Source organism: Paenibacillus sp. S33, assembly GCF_053615415.1.
Genome location: NZ_JBSIEZ010000001.1, coordinates 5,114,755 through 5,134,609, shown reverse-complemented (window position 1 = coordinate 5,134,609; position 19,855 = coordinate 5,114,755). Strand labels below are relative to the sequence as shown.

Annotated in this window: 22 protein-coding genes; 18 read left to right on the top strand and 4 right to left on the bottom strand. The window is 48.4% G+C overall.

The annotated features are described in order from the left end of the window. Positions 1 to 86 precede the first annotated feature (86 nt). The 7 genes from ACWGXJ_RS23330 (at position 87) to ACWGXJ_RS23300 (ending at position 7,270) form a co-directional block, all read left to right on the top strand. Positions 87 to 731, top strand: a complete 645-nt coding sequence (locus tag ACWGXJ_RS23330; RefSeq protein ID WP_452567680.1) for a precorrin-8X methylmutase — start codon at positions 87 to 89, stop codon at positions 729 to 731. A gap of 74 nt (positions 732 to 805) precedes the next feature. After that, positions 806 to 1,951, top strand: coding sequence for a cobalt-precorrin-5B (C(1))-methyltransferase (locus ACWGXJ_RS23325; protein ID WP_452567679.1), 1,146 nt, complete (start codon positions 806 to 808; stop codon positions 1,949 to 1,951). After that, on the top strand, positions 1,944 to 3,200 hold the full coding sequence (cbiE, locus tag ACWGXJ_RS23320; RefSeq protein WP_452567678.1) for a precorrin-6y C5,15-methyltransferase (decarboxylating) subunit CbiE: 1,257 nt from the start codon (positions 1,944 to 1,946) through the stop codon (positions 3,198 to 3,200). Before ACWGXJ_RS23325 ends, cbiE begins: the two co-directional genes overlap by 8 nt. Before the next feature lie 31 nt (positions 3,201 to 3,231). Next, positions 3,232 to 3,948, top strand: coding sequence for a precorrin-2 C(20)-methyltransferase (cobI, locus tag ACWGXJ_RS23315; protein WP_039271654.1), 717 nt, complete (start codon positions 3,232 to 3,234; stop codon positions 3,946 to 3,948). Continuing rightward, entirely contained in the window at positions 3,945 to 4,739 is a 795-nt protein-coding gene (gene cobM, locus ACWGXJ_RS23310; RefSeq protein ID WP_069290588.1) for a precorrin-4 C(11)-methyltransferase, read from the top strand. Before cobI ends, cobM begins: the two co-directional genes overlap by 4 nt. After that, positions 4,732 to 5,820, top strand: a complete 1,089-nt coding sequence (locus ACWGXJ_RS23305; protein WP_039271653.1) for a cobalt-precorrin 5A hydrolase — start codon at positions 4,732 to 4,734, stop codon at positions 5,818 to 5,820. The genes cobM and ACWGXJ_RS23305 overlap by 8 nt, the downstream gene beginning before the upstream one ends. Continuing rightward, positions 5,813 to 7,270 carry a cobyrinate a,c-diamide synthase gene (locus ACWGXJ_RS23300; RefSeq protein WP_452567677.1) on the top strand — a complete coding sequence of 486 codons (1,458 nt, stop codon included), beginning with the start codon at positions 5,813 to 5,815 and terminating at the stop codon, positions 7,268 to 7,270. The genes ACWGXJ_RS23305 and ACWGXJ_RS23300 overlap by 8 nt, the downstream gene beginning before the upstream one ends. A gap of 133 nt (positions 7,271 to 7,403) precedes the next feature. Here ACWGXJ_RS23300 and ACWGXJ_RS23295 read toward each other — a convergent pair whose 3' ends face one another. Then, complete coding sequence (locus tag ACWGXJ_RS23295) at positions 7,404 to 7,853, bottom strand: AbrB/MazE/SpoVT family DNA-binding domain-containing protein (protein WP_452567676.1); 450 nt, start codon at positions 7,851 to 7,853, stop codon at positions 7,404 to 7,406. Between the two features lie 438 nt (positions 7,854 to 8,291). Here ACWGXJ_RS23295 and ACWGXJ_RS23290 point away from each other — a divergent pair, with 438 nt between their 5' ends. The 9 genes from ACWGXJ_RS23290 to ACWGXJ_RS23250 all read left to right on the top strand — a co-directional run bounded on the left by ACWGXJ_RS23290 (position 8,292) and on the right by ACWGXJ_RS23250 (position 16,575). Further along, entirely contained in the window at positions 8,292 to 8,930 is a 639-nt protein-coding gene (locus ACWGXJ_RS23290; RefSeq protein ID WP_039271649.1) for a ThuA domain-containing protein, read from the top strand. A 102-nt stretch (positions 8,931 to 9,032) separates the two neighbouring features. Beyond that, positions 9,033 to 9,392 (top strand): phasin family protein, encoded by a 360-nt coding sequence (locus tag ACWGXJ_RS23285; RefSeq protein ID WP_013312404.1) that lies wholly within the window; start codon positions 9,033 to 9,035, stop codon positions 9,390 to 9,392. Position 9,393: 1 nt separating this feature from the next. Then, positions 9,394 to 11,064: an ABC1 kinase family protein gene (locus ACWGXJ_RS23280; protein WP_039271646.1), complete on the top strand. Its 1,671-nt coding sequence runs from the start codon at positions 9,394 to 9,396 to the stop codon at positions 11,062 to 11,064. A gap of 23 nt (positions 11,065 to 11,087) precedes the next feature. Then, positions 11,088 to 11,645, top strand: a complete 558-nt coding sequence (locus ACWGXJ_RS23275; protein ID WP_452567675.1) for a hypothetical protein — start codon at positions 11,088 to 11,090, stop codon at positions 11,643 to 11,645. A gap of 270 nt (positions 11,646 to 11,915) precedes the next feature. Then, entirely contained in the window at positions 11,916 to 13,364 is a 1,449-nt protein-coding gene (locus tag ACWGXJ_RS23270) for a SulP family inorganic anion transporter (protein ID WP_039271645.1), read from the top strand. A gap of 219 nt (positions 13,365 to 13,583) precedes the next feature. Next, positions 13,584 to 14,249, top strand: a complete 666-nt coding sequence (locus ACWGXJ_RS23265; RefSeq protein WP_165177833.1) for an amino acid ABC transporter permease — start codon at positions 13,584 to 13,586, stop codon at positions 14,247 to 14,249. Next, positions 14,230 to 14,907, top strand: coding sequence for an amino acid ABC transporter permease (locus ACWGXJ_RS23260; RefSeq protein ID WP_069290584.1), 678 nt, complete (start codon positions 14,230 to 14,232; stop codon positions 14,905 to 14,907). The genes ACWGXJ_RS23265 and ACWGXJ_RS23260 overlap by 20 nt, the downstream gene beginning before the upstream one ends. Before the next feature lie 18 nt (positions 14,908 to 14,925). Beyond that, a complete protein-coding gene (locus ACWGXJ_RS23255; RefSeq protein WP_025721631.1) occupies positions 14,926 to 15,681 on the top strand; it encodes an amino acid ABC transporter ATP-binding protein in 756 nt (251 codons plus the stop codon). An 18-nt stretch (positions 15,682 to 15,699) separates the two neighbouring features. Then, entirely contained in the window at positions 15,700 to 16,575 is an 876-nt protein-coding gene (locus ACWGXJ_RS23250) for a cysteine ABC transporter substrate-binding protein (RefSeq protein WP_069290583.1), read from the top strand. A gap of 154 nt (positions 16,576 to 16,729) precedes the next feature. Here the strand turns inward: ACWGXJ_RS23250 and ACWGXJ_RS23245 are convergent, their stop codons facing one another. Further along, a complete protein-coding gene (locus tag ACWGXJ_RS23245) occupies positions 16,730 to 16,999 on the bottom strand; it encodes a helix-turn-helix domain-containing protein (protein WP_452567674.1) in 270 nt (89 codons plus the stop codon). A 142-nt stretch (positions 17,000 to 17,141) separates the two neighbouring features. Next, positions 17,142 to 17,384: a helix-turn-helix domain-containing protein gene (locus ACWGXJ_RS23240; protein ID WP_235306563.1), complete on the bottom strand. Its 243-nt coding sequence runs from the start codon at positions 17,382 to 17,384 to the stop codon at positions 17,142 to 17,144. Positions 17,385 to 17,551: 167 nt separating this feature from the next. Here ACWGXJ_RS23240 and ACWGXJ_RS23235 point away from each other — a divergent pair, with 167 nt between their 5' ends. Both ACWGXJ_RS23235 and ACWGXJ_RS23230 read left to right on the top strand, forming a co-directional pair. Further along, entirely contained in the window at positions 17,552 to 17,911 is a 360-nt protein-coding gene (locus ACWGXJ_RS23235; protein ID WP_254350552.1) for a hypothetical protein, read from the top strand. 245 nt (positions 17,912 to 18,156) lie between these two features. Then, positions 18,157 to 18,264, top strand: coding sequence for a putative metal homeostasis protein (locus ACWGXJ_RS23230; protein ID WP_250260219.1), 108 nt, complete (start codon positions 18,157 to 18,159; stop codon positions 18,262 to 18,264). 187 nt (positions 18,265 to 18,451) lie between these two features. Here ACWGXJ_RS23230 and ACWGXJ_RS23225 read toward each other — a convergent pair whose 3' ends face one another. Beyond that, positions 18,452 to 19,684 carry a peptidase gene (locus ACWGXJ_RS23225; RefSeq protein ID WP_452567673.1) on the bottom strand — a complete coding sequence of 411 codons (1,233 nt, stop codon included), beginning with the start codon at positions 19,682 to 19,684 and terminating at the stop codon, positions 18,452 to 18,454. Positions 19,685 to 19,855 lie beyond the last annotated feature (171 nt).

Genomic DNA, 19,855 nt, shown 5'->3' with positions numbered 1-19,855 from the left:
TTTTTAAGAGGTATCTATGATTTTGTAGCAATGAATTGTCATTTTCCTAAACTATTTTCTAATTTTCCATAAGGGAGTGGTCTACCATGGATTTTAAAACAGAATTCAAACCGCTAACGGTACAGCCGCAGGAGATTGAAGGCAAAAGCTTCGAGATGATCACAGAAGAATTGGGAGAGCATCCTTTTACAGCAGAGCAATATCCCGTTGTACAGCGTGTCATTCATGCATCTGCTGATTTTGAGCTGGGCCGCAGCATGATGTTTCATCCAAAGGCGATTGAAGCCGGGATTGCAGCTATTCGTGCAGGACAGCAGGTAGTGGCGGATGTGCAGATGATTCAAGCGGGGCTGAGTAAGGATCGTATCCGTCAATTTGGCGGGGATGTGCATGTGTACATATCTGACCCTGATGTCATGGAAGAAGCGAAAAGACTGAATACGACACGCGCCATTATTTCCATGCGCAAAGCGATTCAGGCGGGCGAAGGTGGTATCTATGCCATTGGTAATGCGCCGACAGCGTTGCTGGAGTTGATCCGTCTGGTAAAAGAAGGAGCGGCTAAGCCCGGACTGGTGATTGGCATGCCCGTCGGTTTCGTATCGGCAGCAGAATCCAAGGACGAGCTGCGCAAGCTGGATATTCCGTTCATTACGAATATTGGACGCAAGGGCGGCAGTACAATTGTCGTAGCAGCATTGAATGCGATCTCCTTAATGGCTGTCCGCTAGATGCGGTTGTCCGTTTGCTGTATCATGAAATGAATTAGAACATGATCAGCAGAAGAGGTTAAGGAGGAATTGGCATGGAAAAGGAAGCGGCGTCCGCCAACAGGCCCAAACGGATGAAAAGTGGTGAAGCTCCCGCGCCGGACAAGCCGATGCGGTCAGGCTTTACGACGGGGGCTTGTGCGGCTGCAGTAGCCAAAGGAGCGGTACAACTGCTCATCACGGGCATTCCACCGAAGGAAGCAGTGATATCGCTGCCCGCGGGATTCGATCATGCGTTTGAGCTGATCGAGCCTGTGTTGGACGCGGACGAAGCTTCCTGCACGACGATCAAGGACGGTGGCGATGACCCGGATGCCACGCATCAGGCGAAAATTATCGCCTCTGTTAGCTGGCGCGAGGAGCCGGGTATTGAGCTGGATGGCGGCATCGGCGTAGGGCGGGTAACGAAGCCCGGTCTGCCTGTGCCTGTCGGGGAAGCAGCGATTAATCCGGTGCCGCGACGGATGATTACGGAGGCTGTGACAGGCGTGCTTGAAGAGCACGGATCGGCCAAAGGTGTCCGTGTCGTCATCAGCGTACCGGACGGCGAAGAAATCGCCAAGAAAACGCTGAACGGGCGTCTTGGCATTCTTGGCGGTATTTCCATACTAGGTACACGCGGTGTGGTCGTTCCGTTTTCCACGTCAGCTTATAAAGCCAGCGTCGTGCAGGCCATATCGGTTGCACAAGCGATGAACTGCCAGGAAATAGTCCTGACCACAGGCGGCAGCAGTGAAAAATATGCCATGCAAATGTATGATCAGCTGACGGAAGAAGCCTTTATTCAGATGGGCGACTTTGTCGGCTTTGCAGTTAAGCATGGCAAACGATTGGGAATGAAAAAAATTATTCTCGTCGGTATGCCTGGCAAGCTGTCGAAGGTAGCTCAAGGTGTCATGATGGTTCACTCCAAGAGCGCTCCGGTGGATTTTGGTTTTTTGGCTGAGGTCGCGCGTGAAGCGGGGGTGGATGAGTCGCTTGCAGCGGCAGTGGCAGAGGCGAATACAGCTACGCAGGTGGCGGATATGATGACCGAAGCGAATGCGCTTAGCTTTTTTGAAAAGCTGTGTACCTATGGATGTCAGCATTGTCTGGACCATGCAGGTGGTGGAATTGTCGTGGAAATGGTACTGGTAACGATGAAAGGGAACGTGCTGGGGAGGGCGAGAGTCGGTGAGTAGAGTGATTCGTGTCATTGGTATCGGTGAAAATGGAGCGGCAGGTCTGTCGCAGGAGACGCTGGAGCACATTGAGCGTGCCGACCTGCTGGTTGGTGGAGAACGCCAGCTAGCCTTTTTCAAGGCATTCGCAGGGGAAAAACGAACATTAAAGAGCGGCTTATCTGCCGTGGTAGAAGAATTGGGACGGTTGCGCAAGGACAAGGATATTGTCGTGCTTGCGTCAGGCGATCCGCTTTTTTTTGGAATTGCAGGTTATTTGTCCGCCAAGCTGGGGGCAGAACATCTGGATATTTTGCCGCATATCAGCTCGGTTCAGCTGGCGTTTGCGCGTCTCGGTGAAAGCTGGCAGGATGCGGTGCTGGAAAGCGTACACGGCCGTCCGATGACCGGATTGGCGCAGCGGATCGATGGACAGAACAAGGTCGCGCTGCTGACGGACGACCGCAATCATCCCGCCGCAGTCGCTGCCTATCTGCTGCATTATGGCATGACGGAATATGATGCCTTTGTCGGCGAGCATTTGGGCGGACCGGATGAGGCGTATCAGCATTATACGTTGGATGAGATGGCGCAGAGAACGTTCCAACCACTGAATGTGGTTATTTTGCGCCGCCGTAAGGGAGAAGACGTGCCTGCAATTCGTCGGGGATTTGGCTTCGAGGATGCGGAATTTCACCAGCGTAAGCCAGAAAAAGGACTGATCACGAAGCGTGAAGTACGCGTATTCAGCTTGTCCGAGCTGCGTCTGACCGAACGAAGCATCGTATGGGATATCGGCGCAGGTTCTGGCTCTGTAGCGGTGGAATGTGCGCGGCTGGCCAAGTATGGGCAAGTATTTGCCATTGAGAAGAACGAAGGCGATCTGGCTAATGTCGAAGCAAATAAAATCAAATTCCGTACCGATTTCCCGGTTATTCATGCCAAAGCGCCTGCCGGACTGGAAGATCTGCCAGACCCGGATGCGGTGTTTATCGGTGGGAGCGGGGGAGAATTGGCCGAACTGATTCGTCTGTGTGCTTCCCGTCTGCGGAAGGATGGACGAATTGTAGTGAATGCTGCAACGATTGAGACGCTGCATGACGGGATGAAGGCGATGCAAGCAGCAGGTCTCGAAACTTCGGTGACGTTATTGCAAACAGCGCGCAGCAAGCCGATTTTGAATATGACTCGTTTTGACGGACTCAATCCGATATATGTTATTACAGGACAGCCGTCGGTGGACGTGGCTGACGAAGTAGCAGGGGAGTAAGCTGGTAATTCAAGAGGGGGAGAGAGACAGCATGAATACGGCAGCAACAGGAACACTTTACGGCGTAGGCGTGGGGCCGGGTGATCCCGAGCTGATTACGGTCAAGGCGTATCGCATGATTCAGGAATGTGCAGTTGTGGCTTATCCGAAGAAACGCCGGGGAGGTAAGTCGTATGCTCACGAAATCGTGGAGTTGTACGTCAACCCGGAGGAAAAGGAGATGCTGGGACTCATTTTTCCAATGACCAAGGACCCGGTTGTACTGGAGCGTGAGTGGAACAAAACGGTGGTTGCTTGCTGGGAGGCACTGAGCCAAGGCAAGGATGTAGCCTTTGTCACAGAGGGAGACCCTAATCTGTACAGTACCTTTATTCATTTGGCACGGCTCATGAAGGATCTCCATCCTGAGGTGCCGATTGTATCTATTCCGGGCATTTCGTCTGTGTTGGGAGCGGCGGCAGCGCTGGAATTGCCTTTGGCAGACGGAGATCAGCAGGTCGGTATTATTCCGGCTACGGATGATCGGGAAGCGATGAAGCGGGCGATTGAGAATCACGATACGGTCGTGTTTATCAAGGTTGCCAAGGTGCTGGATTTGATTTTGGATGTGCTGGATGAACTCCATCTTGGGGACCGTGCATCAGTCATTACCAAGGTCACTTCTCCTTATGAAATGGTATGGCGCGACGCACGTGAGCTGCGCGGACAGGAGCTTGAATATTTGAGTTTAATGGTGGTGAGCAAATGACGTTGGAGCCCAAAGTGTATATCGTAGGAGCAGGTCCCGGCGACCCGGAGCTGATTACTGTCAAAGGCTCCCGGATTCTACGCACGGCCGATGTGGTATTGTACACGGATTCGCTCGTGAACGACGAGCTGATTGCCACGGCCAAGCCAGAGGCGCAGGTACTGCAAAGCTCAGGCATGGATTTGGAGCGGCAGGTCGAGATTATGAGCGAGGCTGTGCAGGCTGGACGCAGTGTAGCTCGCGTACATACAGGTGATCCGGCAGTGTACGGAGCCATTTTGGAGCAAATGGTGTTGCTGAAGCAGCGCGGAGTAGCATACGAAATCGTACCAGGCGTCAGCTCGGTCTTTGCTTCTGCGGCGGTGCTGGGTGCAGAGCTAACTGTGCCTGACCTGACGCAGACGGTCATTCTGACGCGTGCCGAAGGCCGTACACCTGTACCGGATCGGGAAAAGCTGCGTGACTTGGCATCCCATCACTGTACAGTGGCACTGTTCCTCAGCGCAACGTTGGCAAAGAAGGTGGTCGTTGAGTTTTTGGCAGCAGGCTGGAGTGAGGACACGCCTGTAGCGGTTGTGCAGCGCGCGACCTGGCCGGACCAAAAGATCGTACGCACGACGCTTGGTCAATTACCCGCCGATTTGCGTGCAGCAGGCATAACGATGCATGCCATGATTTTGGCAGGCTGGGCGCTCGATCCGGGACTGGTGGATAAGGACGCGCATCGTTCCAAGCTGTATGACAAGTCGTTCACCCATGGCTACCGGAAGGGAGTGAAGCCCGGTGAGTAATCCATTTGCCGCTGTGGCGATCACGAAGCATGGAGTGGAAATGGTCCGCAATTTGGGAGCCAGCTTTCCGGGCACGGATGTGTATTACATGTCCAAGTTTGAGCGTGGCGACGAGCAGCAGCGTGGCATTCAGTTGTTCGAAGGCTCGGTCAAGCTGATTTTGCCGGATTTATTTAAACAATATAACGGTATTATTTTGTTTATATCTCTCGGTGCAGTGGTTCGTATGATTGCACCAATTTTGGTGGATAAAAAGGTAGACCCGGCGGTAGTTGTCATTGATGATCGTGGCGAGCATGTCATTAGCGTATTGTCTGGCCATTTGGGTGGCGCCAATGAATTGACCCGCCATGTAGCGGCTGTACTAGGCGCACGTGCTGTAATCACGACTGCATCGGACGTGCAGGGCACGATCCCGGTGGACATGTTTGGTCGGGAATTGGGTTGGGTGGTCGATAGCTTCGACAAGGCCACTCCTGTGAGCGCCGCTGTTGTGAACGAGGAGCCTGTTGCGCTCATACAAGAGACAGGCGAACGGAACTGGTGGCGTTATGACAAGCCTGTACCTGGACATATCAAGGTATATGCTTCGACGGCAGAAGCATTGCAAGAACCGTTTAACGCCGCATTGGTCGTGAGTGACCGTTTATTGGAGCCGGAGGAAGAGGAGCAGCTTCTTTCTAATGGCGTGCTGTACCGTCCGAAAAGCTTGGTGCTCGGCATCGGCTGCAACCGTGGGACTGCATTGGAGGAACTGGAGGCGGGTGTGCTGGACACCTTGCAAGAGCTGCGTTTGTCCGTGAAAAGCGTACGGAATATTGCCACCATTGATCTGAAAAAGGACGAAGAGGGCTTACTTGCCCTTTGCGCCAAATACGGTTGGGAACTGGTGACGTATACTCCGTCAGAGCTGAATACAGTGCAGCTTCCCAATCCATCGGAAACCGTCTTCAAATACACTGGCGCATATGGGGTCAGTGAACCTTCAGCCTTGTTGTCTTCTGGTGCAGACCATTGGCTGCTGGAGAAGAAAAAAAGCGGCAATATGACGCTGTCTGTAGCGCGGGTTTCCTATGACTGACATCATGAAGCAGGCTGTACAGTCTGATCCGTCTGCCGCTACGCGCAGAAGCCGTATTGTTGTTGCCGGAACAGGCAGCGGCGCTGGCAAAACGACGGTTACCCTCGGGCTGATGAAGGCGTTCGCCGACAGCGGCCTGCGAGTGCAGGGTTTTAAATGCGGGCCGGATTATATCGATCCGACCTATCATACTGCCGCGACCGGGACCTCTTCCCGTAATCTGGATTCATGGATGACCTCACCGGATACGGTGCGTGAAACCTTTATCCGTGCTTCCGAAGGCGCGGATATTTCCGTGATTGAAGGCGTCATGGGGCTGTATGACGGCAAGGACCCGCTCAGCAACACCGGCTCGACCGCTGAGATCGCCATGCTGACGGACAGCCCTGTATTGCTGGTGGTCGACGTGCGCAGTATGGCACGAAGCGCCGCCGCTATTGTGCTCGGCTTTCAACGCTTGGAGCCCAAGCTGCGCATTGTGGGCGTAATGGTGAATCGCTGCGGTAGCCAAGGGCACTATGGCATCGTCAAAAAGGCGATTGAGCAGGAGTGCGGCATCCCCGTGCTCGGCTGGTTAAAGCGTGATGACAGGCTGGATATTCCTGAGCGTCATCTGGGTTTAGTACCCGCTGTGGAACGCGGCGAGCTGGAGCCGCTTTTCCAACGGGCGGCAGAGCTGATCCGCGCGGGTACGGATCTGGATGCACTGCGGGCATTGGCGGATTCGGCTCCGCCGTTGTCTCTGCCCGCACAACCGTTGTTTCCCCCGGATTGGCTTCCATCAGCAGGGCATGAAGCTGATACCGGGGAACGTCCCGTCATCGCCGTCGCCAGAGATGCGGCGTTCAATTTTTACTACCCGGAGAATATGGATTTGCTACGTCAGGCGGGAGCAGAGATTGTCTATTTCAGTCCGCTGGCGGGAGAACGCGTACCTGAGCAGGCAAGCGGCCTATACCTGGGCGGCGGTTTCCCCGAAGAGTTTGCCGCAGATATCGCTGCAAATACGGGCTTTTTGGAAGATATCCGCAACGCGGTAAGCCGGGATATGCCAGTATTCGCCGAATGCGGCGGTTATATGGTACTGGCACGGACACTTACGGATCGTATGGGGAATGCCTATCACATGGCCGGGGTTATTCCGTCGGACGTCCGCATGCAGGAGAAACGGGCTGCACTGGGATACCGGGAAGCAACCGCTTTGCAGGATTGCTTGCTGCTGGAGGCTGGAGAGACCATTCGGGGACATGAATTTCATTATTCTGTCATGCACTATGATGAATCATCCGCCCCCTACTCCTACGCCTATCAAACCAAGGGGATGCGTGGTCTCCAGAGCGAGGGTTATGCGAAAGGGAACCTTTTGGCAGCCTACACGCATGTTCATCTTGCATCTCTTCCCAAGGCGGCAGCACGCTGGGTGGAACAATGCCGGGTTTACGGTCAATAGTTTTGCAAACGAGTGCACCACTTCATATAAGCGAAAAAAAGCCGAGTCCCTAAAGGGCCCGGCTTTTCTAAATTCAATAGATTTAAACCTTACATAGTATGGAAGCGTATACATTACTTTTTTGGTGATTCGCTTACATGAGTTTTTTCAGTTGGGAAATCCTTCCCTGACTCACGCCAAGCATGGAGGCGAGTTGTTTTTGTGAAGATGCTGGATGTTCTTCCATAAGCTCTCTCATTTTCTCCAAAATAACGTCTGTGCGCTGATAAATTTTTTTCATATGCATATTTTGCTTAAGTGGAGGTGAATGGGTTTCAGTCGCTGTGACCGGAATTAAATCTTCCGTTTTCATCGAGGCTGCACAATCATCGCAGATAAACTGATCTTTAAAGTAGGTGTTGGTATCAACCGCACCGCAAAATATACAGTTGGTTGATTTGTACTTACGGAGCATGAGTGTCTGGTCTTCAATAAAAAACTCTAATGGATCGCCGATGTCAATCTCCATCGTCATGCGCAACTCTTTAGGAAGCACAATTCGCCCCAAGCTGTCCAAGGGCCGGGTCATTCCAGTCCTTTTCATTCATGCAACCTCCCCGGTTTTTTAAGATTTATAGAATGTATAAGGTTTGAGGCAATTCTTATCAATTCTATAACCGCAAGCATAAATTCTTACAAAAAGCGGCCCTTCATTGTTAATCAAGCATGGACGCACTTTTTTTCTTACGAGTATACCATAAACAGGCCGAATCGCCATCGTTCAGATTTATAAAGTTTGAATAAGTTTTAATAAGTTTATTGCGAGCGAACATATATGCTATAATCGTCTGCTAAAGGATTTAATAGGCCGTCTGTAGAATTATTTATATATGCCGTAGCTCGGACAATGATGGCGGTGTTATGGGAAATGGATAAGGGCCAAACGGAATTTTCTGAGCGTTTTGACCCCACAAACAAGAATAAATGACACGGGCCCCGCCTTTAAAGTCCTTATATACAAGTCAGGCAAGGAGGATTTATCATGGAAAAAAGAAAAGCATTGTTGTTAGGAGATTATTCGTATCCGGAGTTTCACCCGCTGCAAGGGGTGGACGAAGAGATTAGCCATATTTTACAGGATTGGATGACCGTACAGTGCAGTGAGAATCGTAAAATGCTGCTCAAGGAAAATCTAACCTCATTTGATCTATGTATCTCGTACTGCGATAGCCGCAAGGAGGTTCTGTCACCTCAACAAACAGCAGGATTGCTGTCTTATGTTAGTGGCGGGGGTGGATTGCTTGTGCTGCATAACGGAATCACATTGCAAGGACGGTATGAAATTGCACAGTTAATGGGGGCACGTTTCTTGCGACACCCGGCTGCGGGTCCACTTTCCTTCAAAGTAACGGAGCCGGATCATCCGATTATGGAAGGAATCGAGCCGTTCGAGATGCAAGAGGAGCCGTATCGTTTTGATTTTGATCCTTTCACTGAAAAAACACTACTGATGGAATATGAACACGAAGGCCAGTGGTGGCCGGCGGCATGGTCACTGTCCTATGGCTTGGGTCGGGTCGTCTATTTGATGCCTGGACATAATCAGCCAAGCTTCCAACACGAGGGATACCGCAAGCTGCTGCTTCAGGCTGCCAAGTGGGCTGGACGCTTTCCAGGTTAAACATAGATCATTCCATTCATTGAGGAAGGGGAGCTGCGAACTTTATGCGGCTCCCCTTTTCAGGTTATACTATAGGTAATCACAGGTAGGGGAGGATATATTATGAGCGATTTGTTCAAAAAAGCCATCTCATTGGGGTGGGGCCTCACCGTTGTCAGCAAAGAAAAGGTGGAGAAAGCCGTCGAGGATCTTGTAAACCGGGGAGAACTTGCGCCCTCGGAATCCAAAGCGCTGGTCGATCGTCTGATCGAACGAGGGGCAGAGGAACAGGGACAATTCAAAACAGTGATCCGCGAACAGGTTAGCCGCATTTTGCAGGAGCTGGAAGTACCTACCGAAAATGATGTTACAAGTTTGGAGCAGCGTGTGGCATTGTTGGAAAAACAGGTAGCGGAGCTGGAAAAAGAAAAGGCGGCGCTTACGGGTTCGAGCGACGCTGAAGAAGCGAACCGGCTGGATTAAAATGGCGGTTCGTATGAAGCACGCCGGTCGTTACCGGGAAATTGCCATGGCGCTGGCGCGTCATGGCTTTGGCTATATGGTGGAAGAAATGGGACTGTTCCAGCTGCTGTCATTGCCTCGCAAGTGGCTGACGAGAGAAACTCCCGAGTCCAAAACGCTAGGTGAACGGATTCGACTTGTGCTGGAGGATCTGGGGCCTGCATTCATCAAGCTTGGACAGTTGGCAAGCACACGTGCTGACCTGCTGCCGGAGCCTATTATCCGTGAGCTGGTTAAGCTTCAGGATCAGGTACCACCGTTTTCATCTGAAACGGCGCGTGGCATTCTGGAGCAAGAGCTGGACACGTCATTAGAGGACATACTGGTTCGTTTTGACGATGTTCCGCTGGCCGCTGCTTCGATCGGGCAAGTGCATCTGGGCAAGCTGCACAGCGGCGAAATGGTCGCCATTAAAATCCAGCGTCCTGGCGTTAATCGCATTATTCGGCGAGATTTGGACATTTTGCGGGAACTGACCGCTATGGCAGCCAAGCGCTGGGAGTGGGTAGAGCGATATCAGCTTCGCCAGATGGTGGAGGAGCTGGGGAGATCGCTCATTCAGGAGCTGGATTACAACCATGAAGCCCGTAATACAGAGAAGATTGCGCTCCAATTTGAGCAGGACCCACATATCTATATTCCGAAAATATACTGGGATCATACCTCTTCCCGTATACTGACTATGGAGTTTCTAGACGGAACTCACTTGGGTAGTCGTGAAGAGCTATTACGCCGTGGATATAACTTGAAAGAACTGGCGCAGCGGCTGGTGAACAGCATGCTGCATCAAATTTTTATAGAGGGATTTTTTCATGCCGATCCCCATCCGGGGAATTTACTTGTTTTGAAAAATGGCAGTCTCGCTTATTTGGACTTTGGCATGACGGGAAGGTTGAGCGAAGAGATGAAGAATCATCTCGCTTCCCTCATTATTGCCCTGATGCGCAAAAATACCGATGCCATGGTTCGGTCTATCGAACGTTTGGGTCTGGTCGAACCGGACACCGACCTGAATGCGCTGCGTGCTGATCTGGACAAGATACGCGAAGATTACTCAGACGTTCCTTTCTCACAGATCAGTATTGGTGATGCTTTGAACGACCTATTTGGCGCAGCGCAGCGCCATCGGATTGGTTTGCCGTCGGACGTCCTGTTGCTAGGCAAGGCGTTGCTGACACTGGAGGGGGTCGTGGAGCACCTGGACCCCGATCTCAGTATTATCGCTTTGGCTGAGCCCTTTGGTAACAAGCTGTTGAAGGAACGCTTCAGCGGTCGTCGTATCCGAGGCAAGCTGCTGGGTGGTGCGACTGAGCTGGTGGAGACGCTGATGGAACTACCAGGACATGCGAGGCATTTGGCCTCGATTATCAGCAAGGGCAAGCTTAAGCTGGAGGTTACTGTGCCGGAGCTGGAAATGCTTCTGCGCAGGCTGGATCAGATCAGCAACCGTCTGTCATTCAGTATCGTGCTGTTAGCGTTCAGCATTATTATGGTCGGACTTATTATCGGTTCATCGCTGAATCATCAGGTGACCATGCTGTGGAATGTACCTGCTATTGAAATCGGCTTTGTTGTCGCTCTCTTAATGGTTGCCTTTTTACTATATTCCATTTTTAAATCGGGAAGATTCTAGATACTGACCAGAAAGGAAAACTTATGGATACACATAAGATGAATAATCTCCAAATTGCAGATGTGCCATGGCACCGCCTGACTACTCCTTATGGCAGGGGCACGGAGTTGCCACAATTGATATCCAACGGGGAGTACGCAGCAATTGCTGATCTGATAGAGCATCAAGGCACACTGTGGCAGGTTACGCCATGGGTGTTACTTTTCTTATTGCGTATTATGCATATGAGAAATTCGGATGATATCACGCGGAGTGAGTTGGAACTGTACCATGCGGTTGTTGGAGCATTGGACATGGAAAACGCACAAGAGGATTCACAGAAGTCTGTAGAATCCCTAACCATGCTGCTGGACGAAAAATATCTATGGCCGGCAGACAGCGATCCAGAAGAAGATGAACTGGAGTGGGAAGAGGAAGAAGCACGCGGTTATGATCCGGTAGCTTTTTGGAGTTATTATGACTATAGTTATCGATTATTGAAGCAAGCACTGCCTGACTTTGAAGGCTTACTCCAGCAGCATGCGGACTCTGAGATTGCGGAATCCCTAATGGAGATTGTACAGAAATTGCGAAAATTTTAAACATAAGAAAACGAATAAGATGAAGATAATGATCGATATTTCAAGGAAATAGATGATTTCTTTCTGTAAACAGCCTTTTAACTCATTCGTCTCTGCGAATTCCTTACGTTATAATGATGGACTGAATGTAACGGACCGGGTTCGTTTGAGAGAGACGAACTGAATGATAGGAGAGCCTTGGCGATTGGTCGCTGGACGGAGACCCGAAACACACGGGGTACGAGTCAACACGCTACTCTCCGTAAATATAGGAGGCTGGAACGAGACAGTATGAATCTTAGACAACAATGGTTCGGTAATATCCGGGCCGATATACTTGCGGGCATGACCGTGGCGCTAGCACTAATTCCCGAGGCGATTGCCTTCTCGATCATTGCGGGGGTCAATCCCATGGTCGGACTGTATGCCTCCATTTCGATGGCAATTGTCATCTCTTTTGCAGGTGGACGTCCGGCCATGATCTCGGCAGCAACCGGGGCCGTAGCTGTACTGGTCGTTGGCCTGGTGAAGGATCATGGCGTGGAGTATCTGTTTGCAGCTACCATTTTGGCAGGAATCATTCAAGTGCTGCTGGGTGTTTTGAAAATAGGTCGCTTTATCAGCTTTATTTCGCAGCCGGTTATGACCGGATTTGTGAATGCGCTGGCGATCCTCGTCTTTATGGCGCAACTCACCCACTTCCATGGAGCTAATTGGATCATGTACGCGATGGTAGCGGGGACGCTGCTCATTGTGTATATTTTACCGAGATTTGTGAAAAGCATTCCTGCTCCATTGACGGCAATCATCATCATGACGATCATTACGTATGTATTTGGATTGAATGTGAAAACGGTAGGAGATATCGGTACGCTAACCAGCTCGCTGCCTTCATTCCATTTGCCGCAAATTGAGTGGTCGTGGCATACTTTGCGGATTTTGTTGCCGTATTCCTTTACGATGGCACTGGTTGGACTGCTGGAATCGCTGCTGACAGCCAGTATTTTGGATGAAATGACCGAAACGAAGAGCAATAAAAACCGGGAAGCCCGCGGGCAAGGGATTGCCAACTTTGTAAATGGCTTTTTTGGTGGTATGGGTGGTTGTGCCATGATCGGACAATCCGTCATTAATGTCAGCTCAGGTGGAAGAGGGCGTTTGTCCACTTTTACGGCTGGGGTATTCTTGGCCTTTCTGCTGCTCGTGCTTGGCGGGGTTGTAAAGGAAGTGCCAATGGGTGCATTGGTAGGAGTCATGTTTATGGTGTGTATCGGAACCGTAGACTGGAAATCGCTCCGAAACATTGCTAAGGTACCCAAGGCGGACACGTTTATTATGGTGGTCACGGTGATCATTGTGGTGGCTACGCATGATTTGTCCAAGGGCGTGATCGTAGGCGTACTGCTGAGTGCTCTGCATTTTGGCTGGAAAATGGCTAAAATTCGCATCAGCGCAACGGAGAACAACGACGAAAAGGTGTACCATGTCAGGGGTCCGATGTTTTTTGCTTCAACGACTCATTTTGTCGATCATTTCGAACCTTCGGATGATCCAGAACGTGTCGTGGTGGACTTCAGTCATTCTCATATTTGGGATCACTCCGCAGTTACTGCCATCGGCAAGGTGTTGCAAAAGTATACGAAATCCGGCAAATCCATTACCCTGCGGGGATTAAATGAGGAGAGCCGTTTAATTGTAGAGAAGCTCGGCGGCCCTCTTGTTACCGAGCCGCTCGTATGATGAATCGTATAGCATAAATCAAAGCTTGAAATGAAATTTATTCATTTCAAGCTTTTTTTATTTATTTCTGAAATAAAACAACACTTTTCTTCCTGAATCATAGATAAATATGACAAATTTTCATCAAAGTATTGACGTAATAATTGGCCAGGAATACAATCATTGTTATTAAGCAGAGCAAGTACATAGGAATAATTGAAAATCGAAAGGTATACACATATGAACTTAGACTGGGAGTTTATTGTAGAGAGCTTGCCGTTATATGGAGAAGCTATGTGGTTGACGTTGAAGATCGCCTTTTTTGCTATTCTATTTTCATTAGTCGTCGGTTTGCTGTGCAGCACAGTACTGTATTACAAGGTAAGGGGAGTTAGCGGCATCGTTGTTGCCTATATTGAGCTTTCCCGAAATACGCCGCTGCTTGTACAGTTATATTTTCTGTATTACGGGTTTACGAAAATAGGTCTGCATATGAGCGAAATGACGTGTGCCATTGTGGGCATGACCTTTTTGGGCGGGGGTTATATGGCTGAGGCGTTCCGTGGGGGAATGGAAGCAGTGAGTAAAACCCAGACGGAATCCGGGCTGAGTCTCGGACTGTCCAAGATACAACTGGCGAGATATGTTATTTTGCCACAGGCTTTTGCCATCAGTGTTCCGTCTCTAGGAGCGAATGCGATTTTTTTGCTCAAGGAGACTTCCATTGTTGGCGCCATTGCTTTATTAGATCTGATGAATGTGGCAAAAGACCTGATTGGCATGTACTACAAAACGACAGAATCGCTAATTCTGCTGGTATTGGCATACCTCGTCCTGCTGTTACCTTTGTCGATACTGCTAACGTGGGTGGAAAGGAAGGTGCGATATGCTGAATTCGGGGATTAATGTACTTTTTGAAGGTTCCAATTTCGAGCGTCTATTAGGGGGATTGCTCGTTACGCTGGAGATTGCGCTACTTTCCATTATTATCGGTACTCTATTAGGCATTTTGATGGGGTTGCTGCGCACCTTAAAATCAAGACCGATTCGGTTTGTGCTGAGGTTATATTTGGAGACATTCCGCATTATTCCAATTCTGGTGTGGTTGTATGTCGTATATTTTGGATTTACTCCTTTGTTGAATGTGAATATCAGCGGGGAATTGACAGCAATTATCGTATTCAGCCTGTGGGGAGCGGCCGAGATTGGTGACATCGTTCGTGGTGCATTAGAATCACTGCCCAAGCATCAGGTGGAATCCGGGCAAGCATTGGGACTGACATATGGACAGTTATACCGCCATGTGCTCATTCCCCAGGCGGTGCGCCGAATGCTTCCCGGTTCTATTAATCTGGCGACACGGATGATCAAAACCACTTCATTAGTGGTGCTGATCGGTGTAGTGGAAGTGGTCAAGGTCGGGCAGCAGATTATTGAGCTTGGTGTAATCAAGGCGCCCTCGGCATCCTTCTGGGTGTACGGCTTTATTTTCATATTGTATTTTCTCGTATGCTATCCGTTATCCAGACTTTCCAAAAGATTTGAACGCAGATGGCAAAATTAGCAGGATGGGGTGGATGTCATGGGAGAGGCTGTGGAGGTTTTACTCGAAATTCGAGGGCTGCACAAAAGCTTCGAAGACCGAAAAGTACTGCAACAGATTAATCTGGACGTAACGAAAGGGGAAGTCGTGGTCGTTCTCGGTCCTTCGGGATGTGGAAAAAGCACGCTCCTCCGATGTCTCAATGGTCTGGAGCCGGTCCAGAGTGGAGCTATCCGTTATAGAGGGCAGGACCTGACGGATAAGAAAGTGAACTGGCGTGAGGTGCGGCAGCATATCGGAATGGTGTTCCAGAACTACGAGCTGTTTCCGCATATGACGGTCTTAGAAAATATATTACTCGGCCCGCTTAAAGTTCAGCGGAGAAACAAGCAAGAGGCACTTGAGCAAGCGGAGCAGCTATTGGAGCGAGTGGGTCTGCTGGATCGCAAAGATGCGTATCCGAGACAATTATCAGGTGGGCAAAAGCAACGGATTGCAATTGTGCGAGCCCTGTGTATGAACCCAGAAATTATGCTCTTTGATGAAGTCACCGCATCCTTGGACCCGGAAATGGTCAGAGAGGTACTGGATGTCATGCGAGAGCTGGCACAGCAGGGCATGACCATGATTATCGTGACGCATGAAATGGGATTTGCCAAGTCGGTAGGAGATCGTATCGTTTTTATGGATCAAGGACAGATATGCGAAATGACTACGCCACAGCAATTTTTTACCCAACCGGAAACAGAGCGTGCTCAGCACTTTCTGGATATATTTCAGTACGAAACGATATAAACAGGGGGATGAATACAGATGAGAAAAGGAATGAAGTTCACGACGTTATTACTGGCTTTGAGCTTGCTGATTGTTGGTTTGGCGGGATGTGCAGGAGGCGGAAATACCAACGGTAGTTCAGGCTCGGCTAAATTTGCTTCGATTGAGGACATTAAAAAGAATGGCAAGATTCGTATAGGTGTATTTGCAGATAAGCCGCCTTTTGGCTACGTGGATTCGGAAGGGAAGAATCAAGGCTTTGACGTCTATATTGCGAAGCGGTTTGCCAAAGATCTCTTGGGTGACGAGTCCAAGGTGGAATTTGTTCTGGTGGATGCTGCCAGCCGGGTCGCCTATTTGGAATCCAACAAGGTAGATATCATCATGGCTAACTTTACGGTGACGGATGAGCGTAAGGAAAAAGTCGATTTTGCCAACCCGTATATGAAATTATCCTTTGGCATTGTGTCGCCTGATAGCGCTCCAATCACCACGATTGACCAATTGAAGAATTCGGATCAGAAGCTGATTGTCGCAAAGGGAACAACGGCTGAAACCTATTTCACGAAAAATTACCCTGATATCAAGCTGCTTAAATTCGATCAATATACAGAAATCTTCTCAGCCCTCAAAGACAAACGCGGGGCTGCCATTGCCAACGATAATACAGAGCTGATCGCCTGGGCAAAGGCCAACCCTGGCTTTACCGTAACCATCCCGGCCTTTGGTGGTCAAGATACGATTGCACCCGCAGTAGCAAAGGGAAATAAGGAGTTATTAGACTGGATCAATAATGAGCTGGCTACATTAGGAAAGGAAAACTTTGTGCATCAAGCCTACAAGGACACATTGACCTCTGTTTACGGAGAAGGCTTTACAGATCAACTGGTCGTAGAGGGCGGCAAAGTGGATTAATCATAGTATAAGTTGTTGTTTTACTATAAAGAAGTGTTGGGACTGCAAGCCCAACGCTTCTTTCATTTGGGGAAAAGGGAGCACGGGCAACTACTTATTTAGTCATGGAGATGTCCGTTGGGCCAATAGTAATCTTTATTCTCATGTTATAGTTTCACTGTTTCTCCATTCCATCTTCGGGGATGTATTCTATAATATCAGCAAGAGTAATAGTCCTTGAAAATCTTCGTTGATAGGCAATTCTGTTCAAAGCATCCAGGATATGGACAAGTGTTTCTAATTCAAGTCTTTTGGTTTTGCCATTTACCATATCTATTACAGTAGCCGGACGTATTTTTGCTTCTACGGCCAGTTTATTTCGGGAAATATCAAGTTCTTCTAAAATATCGCCAAGTTTAAAATGATATCTCTCATGAATATTCATGATAAAAAATACTCCTTTATCAGTATAGATTCTAGTTACACGTACTCTGAAATAATGATAACGATTATGCTAAATAACAAGGGAAAAAATATCCCTGCCAGGGGCAGAGATATAAGGTGCAGCGGACTATTCTGTGAATGTATCAGTGTTTCTCTGATTCATCCTCAGGTATATATTCGAGAACATCATGTAGGGTTAATGGACGACCAGAGAGCCGAATCAGTGTTTCCATCACGGTATTAAATGTTTTAAATTCGATTCGCTTGGATGTATTGTTACACATCTCATAGATGGTATTAGGCCTGATTTTTGCCTCACGAGCGAGAGCGTTTTTAGTAATCCCGATTTCTCGAAGTAATTCTTCAAGTTTAAAAACAATTCCCATACATACACCTCATTATAGAAATTTAAATAGAAATAGCATTAACTATTGAAGTTTATCTTTAAAGGATATAAAATAACTACAAAGGTTAATCTTGAAAAGTTATAAAATTTACAAATCTAATCTTTAGTAAAGACCGATTTAATAGATGTGAAGGGAGCTAAATCTAAATGAACAAAGGCAATTTTGAAAAAGTAAGTGTCATTCTTGGTCCCTGTGATCTTCCGCATATGTATGAGCTTTTTGAAGGCTATCTGATCAAGGACCGTTACGTCATGATGATCGACAATAGCGTGCTTACTCTTCGACATGTAAAAAAGGAAAGGCATTATTCGCATCTATATGTTGATGGTGACACGGGAGGAATCACTCTTGCAAGACATGTACAACGTGAAGACATAGATGTGATTACTGAGTTGGTCGAACGATTGCGCAACATGGATGCATTAAGTTTTCTTACAGATGAACTGTTATGGAACACATGTCGGGAAGATATAGACTTTGACTTAGTTCGGAATAAAGGACTATGAAAAATGGCGAACGTAAATTCTGATTCGAATTTTTGTTCTCGTTTTACTTATATAATGTAACACAGAAGCGTAAAAGGGTGAAATGAACACTGCCGTAATAAAGATACATACTTCCCCAAAGCTCTTGCATACTAGTAGATTTCATTATATAATCTTAAATGATAATGAGAATCATAATCATTAATAACAGTCTTTAGGTGCATGCTCCCGCTATGAGTCTAAGTGAATAGGATGGTGATGTACACATGGCTAAAGCAGATGTGGCAACTGCCAGAAGACAGCTTCGGAGTCGGAACAAGGTAACTCGCAGACGAGCTTTGAGAACGATCAAAGCTGCGAAACGCGCGAAGTAGCAGGTTCCAAGTTAACTGCAAATGGCAATACCAGTGTCAAATTTTTCAGTCTCCTCGTTTTGATATTGCACCTGCCTTCCTGATGGTGGTACACAGGAAAGTAGGTGACTTTTTTTGAATAATAAAAAAGCGCCAGGCGGGTATCGAACCGTTCTGGCGTTATTTTTTATAGATATGAAAAACAATTTTATTTCTTTTGTGCAAACAACCATTCAATCATATCCTGATTTTGCAGAGCCGGAACCCAGGAGAAGTGTCCTGTAGGTTTGATAATCCCTGCTTCGTATTCAGTGAAGTGAATGAGGTTTCCGTTTTGTGCTTTAATGGCAGCGACCATTTCTTGCGAGTTTTTAGGACTTACTGTGGTATCGTCTGCAGCATGGAAGGCCCAAATAGGAACGTTTTTCAATGCCTCGACGTGTGTAGGTTCAACAGGCGCATACATGTTAACGGCTTTTTCATAGTTGGTCAAACCGGCAATTGGCACACCTGCGGCGAACAAGTCCAGATTTTTTTCCAACAATCTCCACGTTCCCATGGCTCCTTGAGAAATACCAACAATATAGATTCGGTTGGTATCGATCGGGTATTTTAACGCCGTATCACGTACCAAATCGGCTACAGCGCTGTTGCGTGGCTCATCTGCCCAAATGAATTTATGCTCCAGGTCAATCGGGCTTTGTGGAGCGATGACGAAGGATGGGTGTTTGGCTTGCTGCTCAGGAGAAGCCCAAGTGACAGCACCAGCATTCGCTAACAGGTTGACTCCGTTTCCATCACCGCGTTCGCCGTTTCCGTGCAGGAATACAACCAAAGGGTAGGTTTTGCCTGGTTCTACTTTAGGCTCAAATGTAAAGTAGTTCAGCTTGAAGCCTTCTTTATTTTCAAAGGTGTTTTTTTGGAAGTCGTCCACGATTGGTGTAATTTTATCCGTTGCTTTTACAGTCTGTGTAGAGGCTGGGATGACTGTTTTCTTTGAAGTTGCAATATCTTTCTTTTGACTAATCGTATAATTCAACGTGTTGATGCGGTTAACTGCGCTTGTTGCATCGTAAGTAAGGGTACTTGCATTTTTATCTTGCGTATCCAGCTCAATCACGACATATTTGCCATGAGTACTGCGGTTGGTGATGGCTCCAGTATCATTGGTATATACACTGGTCACGGTTCTGTCTGTATATACATCATTGAGTACAGATTGAACCTGAAAGCTGGACGTGGATAAGGATGCCCCGTCAATATTGGTGCTGTATTTCAGTACGACAGCAGAAACGACTTCACCCAAAGGCTGTACCTGAGTAAGTAGGGTAGCCTGTGGCGCTGGGACATCGGCTGCTGTGGCAGAGCTGGAGGATGGGAAAAAGATCGTAAGCAGGAACACGAAAGATAATAAAACAAGGGCAAAACGTCTTCTTTGCATGAGATTAATCTCCTTTGGTGTCATTTTTTAAAGCGCTTACTACATGTTCGGGATGGTTGACTGTATGCTGTGGAATTCATACAAATCAAAAAAAGGCAAACTCCGGGTACACGTGTGTACTCGGGTTTTGCCTTTTCAGTAACAATCCCACTTGAAGGATAGCACCTTCAT